The organism is Pseudomonas sp. CM25 (genome assembly GCF_013179705.1).
In the GTDB taxonomy this organism is placed as follows: Bacteria; Pseudomonadota; Gammaproteobacteria; order Pseudomonadales; family Pseudomonadaceae; genus Aquipseudomonas.
The window spans coordinates 1-9,310 of record NZ_JABMCW010000223.1 but is presented as its reverse complement, the minus strand read 5'-3'; the positions used below and the strand labels follow the sequence as shown (position 1 = coordinate 9,310).

Below are 9,310 nucleotides of genomic sequence, written 5' to 3'. Positions count from 1 at the left end.
CATGGCTGACGGCTACCGGGTACAGGGTGAATACACCGCCACCCAGCAGGAACAGCATGGCCGGCAGCACGATCGAGTCCGACGGCAGGAATACCGTCACCAGCGACAGCACGACGCACAACCCGGCAAGGGCGAGCAGCACGTCCAGGCGGTCCTTGCGGTCCGACCAGCGCCCGACCGGGTATTGCAGCAGCATGGCGCCGAGGATCACCCAGGCCATCATGTTGCCCACTTCACCGACATCCAGGCCGATGCGCTGCAAGTACAGCGGCAGCAGGGCATAGATGCCGGCAATGGCCACACCCGAGCCAAAGCAACCGACCAGCCCCGAGGGCGCCACACCCAGCAATTGGCGGGGCTTGAGCGGTTCGACCTGGTCCAGCAGCGGCGACACCCGCGGCAGGATCACGATCGGCAGCACCGACAAGGCGGCGAGCACGCCAGCCAGCATGAACGGTGCGGTGTCACCCAGGTGGGTGATTTCGCCCAGGCCGGCCTGGGCGATCACCCCGGCGCCGTAGAAGGCGATCATGTACAGCGCCAGCAGGCGGCCGCGGATCTTCGCGTCACCGGCCAGCAACAGCCAGCTTTCGATGACCAGGAATACGCCGACCGCAGCCCAGCCGTTGATCAGGCGCAGCACCGACCACCAGGTGACGTCATAGAACAGCCCCTGCAGCAGGATGGTCACGGCAATCAGCGAGGCAAAGCTTGTGTAGGCGCGGATATGGCCGATGCGCAGGATCAGTCGGTCGTTGAAGATAGCGCCCAGGGTCAGGCCGATGAAGTAGGTCGACGAGACGATACCGATGGTGGTGGCCGATTCACCGGCAGCGCCCAGGCGCAGGGTGGTCAGCGAAGACATGAAGCCGTTGCCCAGGGCAATGATGAACAGCCCGAGCAGGGGCGCCAGCGCCATGGCCAGCAAACGCGGAGACATACGTACCTCTAGTTGGATGAGCGGGATGAGCGCCTTTTCGGACGCGCACACCGGCTCGACCCGGCAGGGGCGAGGGGGTTGCACGGATGCGACCTGGGCAAGACTCAACCGCTGGGCCTATGGGAATTGGGCCGGGCGGGGAGGGTTGAGCCTATTTCACATGTACGGGCATGTGTTCAGGCACGGACTCTGTCATTGCTGCGGGTTGCCACCGTTCAAGGCGACGGGCGAAAAGGAAGCGCGATTCTACGGGCTTGGAAGGTTTTGCCCAAGGGGCAACAGCGTGCGACGAGACGCCGCAGTCCAAGGGCGACATGAAAGTGTCTTGGGCAGACATTTTCAATGACTGCCCTGGATTTTGGTAGGAGCAGCCTTGCGCTGCGAAAGGGCCGGTAAGCTTTGAGTTTGTTTGTGGCTGAAATGGCCTGTTCGCAGCACAAGGCTGCCCCTGCAAGAGACGGGGTCGCCTGGGCAAATGCGCAGACTGCTGCATAATGCTGCATCCACACCAAGGAAGGCCTCCATGTTCGCGTCGCTGTTCGCAGTCCTGGCCCCGGTTTTCATCGTCGCCGCCATTGGCTTTGCCTGGGCCCGCAAGGGCCTGGATTACCCCACCGACTTCATCGCCCGGGTGGTGATGACCATCGGCACCCCGTCGCTGGTGCTGTCCACCCTCAGCCGCACCGAGCTGAACCCGAATGCCTTTACCAGCATGGCCGTCGCCTGCTTGCTGTGCACCCTGGGCATGGCCTTGGCTGCGTTGCTGGTGTGCCGCGCTTCTGGCATGCATTGGCGGGTACTGCTGCCGGCGTTCATGTTCCCCAACACCGGCAACATGGGCCTGCCGATCAGCCTGTACGCCTTCGGTGAACACGGCTTGGCACTGGCCGTGGCGTTTTTCCTCACCCTGTCGATCGTGCAGTTCACGATCGGCATGGCCATCTCCGGCACGGCGGCTTCGCTCAAGGCGCTGCTGCGCAACCCGATCGTCATCAGCCTGGCGGGCGCCATGCCCATCATCTTTCTCGATTTCGAACTGCCGCGCTGGCTGGCCAATACCGCAGACCTGCTGGGCGGCATGACCATCCCGCTGATGCTGTTGACCCTGGGGGTATCGCTGGCCAGCATTCGCCTGCGTCACGTAGGCAGCGGCCTGTTGCTCGGCGGTTTGCGCATTGGCCTGGGGGCTGCGATGGGTTGGGCAGTGGGGGCAGCGCTGGGCATGGACAACCTTGAGCGAGCAGTGCTGGTGGTGCAGTCGGCAATGCCGGTGGCGGTGTTCAACTACCTGATGGCGGTGCGAGCCAACCGCGAGCCGGAGCAGGTGGCGAACCTGGTGATGTGCTCGACGGTGCTGTCATTTGCCTGGTTGCCCGTGGTGCTGGCCTGGTGGATGTAAGCCTGTTCTGGCCTAAGCACAGCCCCAGAAAACTCTACAGTACCGGTGGGAGCGGGTTCCCCCGTGAAGCGGCCGGTAGCCACACCATCAATCGCGGCTGCGCGTGTCGATACTGACCACCACCGACATCCCGGGTCGCAGCCGCCTGGCCTGGGCCTGGTCGGCGTCCACGGTGATGCGTACCGGTATGCGCTGGGCAATCTTGACGAAATTGCCGGTGGCATTGTCCGCCTGCAACAAGGCGAACTCCGAGCCGGTGGCCGGCGAAATCTGCTGCACGTGCCCGTGCAGCTTCAGGTGGTTCAACGCGTCCACGGTAAAGGTCACCGGCTGGCCGATGCGCACCTCGGCCATCTGGGTTTCCTTCATGTTGGCGATCACCCACAGGGTGTCGGGCACCAGCGCCATTAGCTGCGCACCCGAGTTCACATAAGCCCCAAGGCGCGTGCCGATCTGCCCCAGCTGGCCGTCGCGCGGGGCGGTGACGCGGGTATTGTCGAGGTCGATGCGGGCCAGTTCGACAGCCGCCTTGGCGTTCTCGACTGCCGCCTCCAGCGCGGCCCGGTTGACGACCACGGTTTCCCGGTCTTGCCGGGCGATTTCCAGCGCCGCTCTGGCCTGGGCCAGGCTGGCGACGGCAGCGGCTGCGCTGGCCCGGGCCAGGTCCAGCTCGCGGCGGGACACCGAGCCGTCGTTGACCAGTGCCTGGTTGCGGCCCAGGTCGGCTTTGGCCTTGGCAGCCTGCGCGGTGGCGTCGTCGATGGCAGCCCGGCGCTGGGCAATGGTGGCATCGGCGCTGTTGCGCTGCTGCAGGTTGTTGGCCAGGGCCGCCTGTTGTTGCTGCAGTTGGGCAACGGCCTGGGCCAGGCGCTGCTTGTAGATGCGGTCGTCCAGCTGCACCAGCAGGTCGCCAGCCTTGACGAACTGGAAGTCGTGTACTGGTACATCGGTAATGTAGCCGCTCAATTGTGGCCCGATGATGGTCACCTGGCCACGCACCAGGGCGTTTTCGGTGCTTTCGATGGCGCTGCTGAACGGTGGCAGGCGCCAGGCGTACAGCACCAGCAGGATGCCGGCCAGGGCCACGCCGGCGAAACTGATCGATGACAGGATCCGCATCCGCCGCGAACGTACCGGGCTGGTTGGCTCGCTGGGCGGTGTGGCGCCTTCCGGGGTTTCGGCGATGGCGGTGGTGGTCGTGGTGCGGGTGTCGTCGGTCATCGGGTGGTCGCGCCGGGGGTCGAGTCGGTGGAGGTGGCCTTGCGTTTTGCGTACCAGAGCCAGGTGCTGCGGATGCAGATCCAGATCATGGTCAGGATTGCGATGCTGCCGATCAGCACGAATACATCGTTGTAGGCCATGATATTGGCTTCGCGGGTGGCGGCACTGGCCAGCAGGCGCATGCCGGCTTCGCTGCGCAGCGCCGGGTCGGCGATCACGCCACCGTAACCGCCGCCGCCGCTTTGCACACGCGCATTCACCAGCGGCTCCAGGTAGCTGAGGCGATCCATCAGGTGGCTGGAATGAAACTTCTCCCGCCAGGTCTGGAAGGTGCCCAGCAGCGCCGCGCCGATCAGCCCACCCAGGTTGTTGCAAATGCCGAACAGCACCGAAAAACTCACCAGGTTGCGGGGGTTGGCGCGCACATGGCTGATACCCAGGGCCATCGACGGGCCAAGGAAGAAGGTGCTGCCGAAAGCCAGCAGGAACTGGCTGAAGTACATCTGCGCCGGGCGGGTCAGGTTGCTGGAGCTGCTGTCCATGAAGGCGCCGGCAGCCATGGCCAGCAGCGAGACGAACAGCGGAATCACCAGGTGGTTGGGGTTGATGGTGAGGGCACTGCTGGCCAGCCCGGCCACCGCGCCCAGCAGCATGATCCCGTACAGCGCGCGCAGCTGCTCGCTGCCCATGTTCAATACCTGCAGGAAGCCGACCGCACCCGTGGACTGCTCCGAGGTGACCATGCGGATCAGCACCACGCACAGCGCCAGGCGGATGATGGCCCCGCTGCCCAGCCAGTGGGTCATCAGCAACGGGTTCTGGCGGTTGTGTTCGATGGCCAGGCCGCTGAAAATCAGGGCGATCGATGCCGCCAGCGCAACGCCGATCCACGGCGCCTCCAGCCACCAGTCGATGCGCCCCAGCGACAGCGCAGCGCAGAGCAGGGCAGTGCCGCCGGCCATCAGGGTGAACGTCAGGAAGTCCAGCGGCTCGAAGGTTTTGAAGCGGTCGCCGGGCGGCAGCTTGAGCATCATCACGCAACCCAGCGCAGCCAGTGCCAGGCCCAGTTCGAACAGGTACAGCCCACGCCATTCGGCGATTTGCAGCAGGTCTTCGGAAAAGATCCGCGCCAGCGGCAGCGCCAGCTGCGAGGCGCCCAGGCCCAGGACCATCGCCTTGAGCCGCCATTGCGCCGGGAACGCCTGGATCATGTAGTACAGCCCCAGCGAGCTGAGCGCGGCGCCGACCATGCCGTGCGCTGCGCGAACGGCGATGGCCGAGTTCAGGTCGTTGACCAGCAGGTGGGCGAAGGTAACCAGCGCATACAGCACCAGGAACACTTCGGTAAAGGCGCGCAGGCCGAACTGCTGGCGGAACTTGACCAGCAGCAGGTTGATGGACACGTTGGTCATCACGTAGGCGGCTGGCAACCAGGCCATTTCCGCCGTGGTCGCGCCCAGGGCGCCCTGCAGGAACACCAGATTGGCGGTGACCAGCGCGTTGCCCAGGCCACCGGTGATTGCCACCAGCAGGCCGACAACGCCGTAGGCCAGGCGCTTGGCGGGCGAGTGCAGGGGCGTGGAGGGCGAGCCCGGCAAGCTGGGTTTTTCGTGGGGGAGCCAGTGGCGGGGGGCGTATTTGTCCATGGGGCAGACTGTACTTTAGCGGCGGTTGGGGCTGCTAGGTGGTTGCCACAGAATTTGCATCGCCTATGAGATCGAGCGCCGCCCGCGCGGCGCTTCGCAGCACAAGCCTGCTCACATTCGTTTCGGGCCAGTGAGGCCTGTGCCAATTGTGCGCGACCGCCTTGTCGTTTCAACTCGATAGCAAGGCGGGCGCCAAGGGGCCGAGTGCCTCGGCCTCAGGAGTGACTGGCCCGAAACAGGTGTAGGAGCAGCCTTGTGCTGCGAAGCACCGCGCGGGCGGCGCTCGATCTTACAGGCGCTGAAAATGCTGTGGAAAGCACCTGTCAGCCCTGATGCAATCCCATGGCCCGCCTCGCCGACCATGCACCCAGCACCAGCGCTACAAAACCTTGGCCAGAAACTCCGCCGTGCGGCTTTCAGGGCACCCAGCCACCACCTGCGGCGTACCACTGACCACCACCTTGCCCCCGGCATCCCCGGCCCCTGGCCCGATATCGATCACCCAGTCACTCTGCGCCACCACCCGCATGTCATGCTCCACCACCACCACGCTGTGGCCGCCCTCGACCAGGCGGTTCAGCTGCACCAGCAGCCGGTCGATGTCTTGCGGGTGCAGGCCATTGGTGGGCTCGTCCAGCACATACAGCGTCGCCCCGCGGGCAACGCGTTGCAGTTCGGTGGCCAGCTTGATGCGCTGCGCCTCGCCACCGGACAGTTCGGTGGCCGGCTGGCCCAGGCGCAGGTAACCCAGGCCGATATCCTGCAGCACCTGCAGGCAGCGTCGCGCCGCTGGCTGCGCGGCAAACACCTCCAGCGCCTGGTCGACGTTCAGCTGCAGCACCTGCGCGATATTCATGCCTTGCCAGCTCACCGCCAAGGTCTCGGGGTTGTAGCGGGCACCGTGGCAGGTCGGGCAAGGTGCATACACGCTGGGCATGAACAGCAGCTCGACGCTGACAAAGCCTTCGCCCTCGCAGTTGGCGCAACGGCCCTTGGCAACGTTGAAGGAAAACCGCCCGGCATCGAAGCCGTGCGCCTTGGCCTGCTCGGTGGCGGCGAACAGTTTGCGTACGTGATCGAACAAGCCGGTGTAGGTGGCCAGGTTGGAACGGGGCGTGCGGCCGATCGGCTTCTGGTCGACCTGAACCAGGCGTTTGATGCTGTCGATGCCCGCGCTCACCTGGCCGCTGCTGGCCTGTTCAGGTTCGTCTTCCAGGCTTTGCTCATCGGCTTCGCTACGCTGCTCGGCATGGCCCAGGTGGGCACCCACCAGCTCCAGCAGGGCCTGGCTGACCAGGCTGGACTTGCCCGAGCCGGAAATCCCGGTTACGGCCGTGAAGCAGCCCAGTGGGAATTCGGCGCTGAGGTTATCGAGGTTGTTGCGGGTGATGCCTTCCAGCTTCAGCCAGTCGCGAGCCGGCCGTGGTGCGCGGGCAGCCTGGGCGGGGGGGCTGAACAGGTAGGCGCGGGTGCACGACTGTTGCACCTGCGCCAGCCCGGCGGGCGGCCCACTGTAGAGGATGGTGCCACCATGCTCGCCGGCAGCCGGGCCGACATCCACCAGCCAGTCGGCACGGCGCATGGTGTCCAGGTCGTGCTCCACCACATAGACCGAGTTGCCAGCGTGCTTCAAGCGCTGCAGGGCCTCGAACAGGGCCTCGCTGTCAGCCGGGTGCAAGCCGGCCGAGGGCTCGTCGAGCACGTAGATCACGCCGAACAATTGCGAATTCAGCTGCGTTGCCAGGCGCAACCGTTGCAGCTCACCGGAGGACAAGGTCGGGGTGCTGCGTTCCAACGCCAGGTAACCGAGGCCGAGGTCGAGCAGGGTATCGATGCGTTCGAGCAGTTCCTTGGCGATGCGCTGGGCGGCCAGGCGCTTCTCGAGGGTCAGGTCGTCCTGCTGCCGCGTCAGGTAATCCGCCGCTGCCACTTCGCGGAACACCTTGGCCAGTGCCTGTAATGACAGGTGTGACAGCTCGGCGATGTCGCGGCCGGCGAAGGTCACCGCCAGCGCCTCGCGCTTGAGGCGCTTGCCTGCGCACAGCGGGCAGGGGCTGGGGCGCATGTACTGGGCGACGCGCTTGCGCATCTGCGCGCTCTGCGAATGCATGAAGGTGTGCAGCACGTAGCGCCGGGCGCCCATGAAGGTGCCCTGGTAGCTGGGCTCCTGCTTGCGCTTGAGGGCGGTGCGGGTTTGCGCCGGGGTCAGGCCGGCATACACCGGGGCAGTGGGGGTGTCTTCGGTGAACAGGATCCAGTCACGCTGCGCCTGGGGCAGGTCGCGCCAGGGGATGTCGACGTCGTAGCCCAGGGTTACCAGGATGTCGCGCTGGTTCTGGCCCTGCCAGGCCATTGGCCACGCCGCCACCGCGCGCTCGCGGATGGTCAGCGACGGGTCGGGAACCATGGTTGCTTCCGTGACCTCGTAGACCCGGCCCATGCCATGGCATTCGGGGCAGGCGCCCTGCGGCGTGTTCGGCGAAAAATCCTCGGCATACAGCATCGCTTGCCCGGCCGGATAATGGCCGGCGCGCGAGTAGAGCATGCGGATAGAACTGGACAAGGTGGTCACGCTGCCCACCGAGGAGCGGGCACTCGGCGTACCGCGTTGCTGCTGCAGGGCCACCGCCGGCGGCAGGCCCTCGATGGCGTCCACGTCCGGCACGCCTACCTGATCGATCAGGCGCCTGGCATAGGGCGCCACCGACTCGAAGTAACGGCGCTGGGCTTCGGCATACAAGGTGGAGAAGGCCAGCGAAGACTTGCCCGAGCCAGACACGCCTGTAAACACCACCAGAGCGTCGCGGGGGATATCGACATCAACGTTCTTGAGGTTGTGCTCGCGGGCACCGTGTACGCGAACGAAGCCGTTCGGGGTGGTTTGGCGTGGGGGCATGACGCAGTCCTTGGCTGTGGCTTGTCAGTGCGCCCACGGTAACAGCATTACCGCTGTCATGCCTGCAGCGTTGTCACCTCATGGAACTGAGAGTTACCGAGTCTTTGGCGGATGATTAGTGTGGCCGTGAGAACACTATTATCCAGGGGCTGAATCATGGAAATCTCGGAACTGATTTCGGAACTATCTTCGGAACTACATTCGGAACTACAGGCGTTAGACAAACAAGCTTCCACTGCGCCGGGCAACAACTTCGAAGCCCGAACCTATTCACCTTATGGTTTTCATTTGCCCCGGTCAGCCCCGTTACTGGCGTTCGCCGGTGAATTATGCGGGGCACTGCCGCGCCGCTACCTGCTTGGCAACGGTCAACGGGCCTACGACACAGGGCTGATGCGTTTTCACAGTCCCGATGCAGTAAGCCCTTTTGGCCGCGGAGGTCTCAATGCATATGCTTATTGTCAAGGCGATCCGGTCAACAATGTGGACTGTGATGGGCATTCACCCACACGTATAGCCGGGCAAGGCACCGGGTTGGTCTGGGGAACGGTGGGCATGCTGTCTTCGCTCAACAAAGCTTCAAGAACAATTGTCAAACGATCGGTTGCCAAGGCCAATGGGCAGCCTGTACCCAGGGAGTTCGACGCCGCGAGCCGCACCAACAATGCAATGATTTTCACCGGTGGCCTTGTCAGTACCCTGACCAAAGCCCCAGGTGTGGCGATGGCTTTCTCTTATCCAACTGTCGGATTGGCAAATGAAGCATTCAGCGTATTAGGGATGGGAGCAGCCTCGGTCGCCGGTGTGGGAAAAATGAGGCAGCTGGTTACCGATATCAAAGCCACCCTGATAGAAGCCAGGATAAACAGAATTCCATTGGGCAAACTGGCAATAGAATCGCTGAAGGAAGCCTCTGGATGGAATCGGCTCCTGGGCCAGGAGTCGGCCATTCTCGAGCCTTTGCCGGAAAAGGTGCTTATGGTGCGCTGGACCACGGGTCGTGCCTTGGCCGTGGGTCGAGGCTCAAGGTAGCAGGATTTGCCTCGACTGTTCGCTCGGCCGGTTCAAGACCTTGGTTCGCGGGTGCCCAGTACATCGCGAATGTTGTCGACCACGTTGCTGTCCTTGATCACATCGCTCAGCCAGCCTTCCAGCGGCATGTTGCCCCACTTGATGGCGCGCTCGATCAGGTACGGCACCGGGCTTTG

General features: G+C 64.3%; 6 protein-coding genes and 1 pseudogene. 2 read left to right on the top strand and 5 right to left on the bottom strand.

Features of this window, described 5'->3' with window-relative positions; genetic code table 11:
• A partial coding sequence (locus HP546_RS20530) for an MFS transporter (RefSeq protein WP_172228867.1) occupies positions 1–940 on the bottom strand: 940 nt, incomplete at its 3' end.
• Positions 941–1,463: 523 nt separating this feature from the next.
• On the opposite strand from HP546_RS20530, the gene HP546_RS20525 reads away from it, so the two are divergent.
• Positions 1,464–2,339 carry an AEC family transporter gene (locus HP546_RS20525; protein WP_172228865.1) on the top strand — a complete coding sequence of 292 codons (876 nt, stop codon included), beginning with the start codon at positions 1,464–1,466 and terminating at the stop codon, positions 2,337–2,339.
• A gap of 87 nt (positions 2,340–2,426) precedes the next feature.
• Here HP546_RS20525 and HP546_RS20520 read toward each other — a convergent pair whose 3' ends face one another.
• From HP546_RS20520 to HP546_RS20510, 3 genes are all read right to left on the bottom strand, one after another.
• Positions 2,427–3,560, bottom strand: a complete 1,134-nt coding sequence (locus HP546_RS20520) for an HlyD family secretion protein (RefSeq protein WP_172228863.1) — start codon at positions 3,558–3,560, stop codon at positions 2,427–2,429.
• Positions 3,557–5,206, bottom strand: a complete 1,650-nt coding sequence (locus HP546_RS20515) for an MFS transporter (RefSeq protein ID WP_172228861.1) — start codon at positions 5,204–5,206, stop codon at positions 3,557–3,559. The genes HP546_RS20520 and HP546_RS20515 overlap by 4 nt, the downstream gene beginning before the upstream one ends.
• 379 nt (positions 5,207–5,585) lie before the next feature.
• Positions 5,586–8,102 carry an excinuclease ABC subunit UvrA gene (locus tag HP546_RS20510; RefSeq protein ID WP_172228859.1) on the bottom strand — a complete coding sequence of 839 codons (2,517 nt, stop codon included), beginning with the start codon at positions 8,100–8,102 and terminating at the stop codon, positions 5,586–5,588.
• 156 nt (positions 8,103–8,258) lie between these two features.
• Here HP546_RS20510 and HP546_RS20505 point away from each other — a divergent pair, with 156 nt between their 5' ends.
• Positions 8,259–9,134 carry an RHS repeat-associated core domain-containing protein gene (locus HP546_RS20505; RefSeq protein ID WP_172228857.1) on the top strand — a complete coding sequence of 292 codons (876 nt, stop codon included), beginning with the start codon at positions 8,259–8,261 and terminating at the stop codon, positions 9,132–9,134.
• 32 nt (positions 9,135–9,166) lie between these two features.
• Here the strand turns inward: HP546_RS20505 and HP546_RS20500 are convergent.
• A pseudogene (locus HP546_RS20500) lies at positions 9,167–9,310 on the bottom strand (type VI secretion system protein TssA); the annotation flags it as partial.